This is a genomic window from Companilactobacillus sp. FL22-1, from assembly GCF_043951805.1.
Lineage (GTDB): Bacteria > Bacillota > Bacilli > Lactobacillales > Lactobacillaceae > Companilactobacillus.
The window spans coordinates 1-1,827 of sequence record NZ_JBINJY010000026.1; the positions used below are offsets into that span (position 1 = coordinate 1).

A 1,827-nucleotide genomic window follows, 5' to 3' on the forward strand; every position below is an offset into this window, starting at 1 on the left:
ATGGCAAAAGACAAATCAAGATACTTCACCTTTTTGTTATATCCCGAATCTATTCCAGAAGATTGGAAATCGAAATTAGAATTAATTGGTGTTCCAATTGCTATTAGTCCATTTCATGATATGGATGAAAAAACTGATAAATCAAAATGGACACCTGATGATGTCATACGAAATGGCAAGCACTATAAAAAGCCGCATTATCATGTTGTCTATGTGGCTAAAAATCCAGTTACTGCTGATAGTGTTCGGTACAAGATTAAACAGCTTCTAGGTGATCGGAGTATCGCTAAAGTGCAAATAGTCATCAGAAGTATGGCAAGCATGTATTCATACCTTACACATGAGTCTAAAGATGCTATTGAGAAGAAAAAACATAAATATAATAAAAAAGATATTACGCTGATAAATAATTTTGATATTGATAGATATATATCGCTTGATGTGGAAGATAAAGACGACATGCTGAATGATGTTTGTGATTTGATTGATGACCATAATTTGGCAAATATGCGTGAATTGAGACGCTTTTTAAAAGCTCATGGTTCAGAATATGGCATGCCTAGTATCAAGGTCGTTAATTCGGTTTTACGTGCTCATACTGGACTGATAAGACTATATTTCGATGCTGTTTATCAGGAACGCAAGTATGGCAGAGGAGACATAGACAAAGAAACTGGCGAGATACAAGATTGATTAGTGAATAAAAAGTGGGTGCTCAATTCGAGCACCTTTTTTTGTTGTCGGCTAGCCGACTTCTGATACAGGAAATTTAGCACAAACACCATCAATTTTAATTGTGGTGTGTAAGTGCACATTGCTTTAAAAATAGCAATGAAAATAGCAATGAAAAAATCAAAAGAAAATGCTAAAGGCGCACTTATACGTCATCAAAGATGACGTTGCGCTAAAACCACTAAAACCTGTATCAGATTTCGCTTCGCTCAAACAAAACTGACTTGCGTCAGTTGAAACATTCAAAGCAGTTAAAGTCCAGTCGTTATCTCCTTCGGACTTTAACTGCTTTGAATGTTGGCTTTAAATGGGTCTAATTTGCTCTCTAAGCCATTTTAGCTGTTAAATGCATAATTAGCTGTCTGTCAACGGTAAATCGACGTAGAACGGCTTTTAGCCGTTCTAGGAGGCTTTAAGGAGTTGACAGACTCACTAGACCAAGACACTTTTGCGCATGCAAAGAAAAGCACACCTGCTTTTTTTGCCTGCCTCACGGCGAGTGCGGGGTGAGTTTGAGCGGGAGCACCCGCTCATTTATGGGGTCAAGCTGACACAGCTTGCAGGTTTGGGCAGCGCCCATGGTTTTATTCGTGTGGGATATAAATTTGAAAATCAGGGGGGCGAGGGAGCGAATTTTGCGACCGTACTACGACCCCCCTTTTAAGTGCCGAGTGCCAATTTTGGTTAAAAATGGTCTTCAAGCCTTTAATATCAATGGTTACAGAGTTTTAAATCTCGGCGAGTTTTCGGCGAGTTTTTAGCGAGTTTTTAGCGAAATAGAGATTTATAGCATATATTATTGACAATAATGTTGCAAAAAAGCATAATAATGGTGTACTTAAATTTGATTTAGTTTGGAGTAAAAATATGGCTACAAATAAAAAAAGAATTACGGTCAGTCTAACCGAAGACCAGTATTTTACTTTGGAAAATCTTGCGAAAGAAAAGGGTTTTTCTAAGTCTGCAATTTTAGCTTTAGCTTTAGAAAATTATTCAAGAAAGGAATTAGAACAAAAAAAATAAGCGAAAACTCGGCTTGGGCAAGACGATAGTTTCCGCTAAACATTGTTGTTCTATCAAGGCTATTTTAACATT

Annotated in this window: 2 protein-coding genes; both read left to right on the plus strand. The window is 37.2% G+C overall.

Features of this window, described 5'->3' with window-relative positions; genetic code table 11:
* Positions 1–693, plus strand: a 693-nt coding sequence (locus ACG72T_RS12475) for a replication protein (RefSeq protein ID WP_012695376.1), incomplete at its 5' end; no start/stop codon positions are given.
* A gap of 906 nt (positions 694–1,599) precedes the next feature.
* Complete coding sequence (locus tag ACG72T_RS12480) at positions 1,600–1,755, plus strand: ribbon-helix-helix protein, CopG family (protein ID WP_003555393.1); 156 nt, start codon at positions 1,600–1,602, stop codon at positions 1,753–1,755.
* The last annotated feature ends 72 nt before the right edge of the window (positions 1,756–1,827 follow it).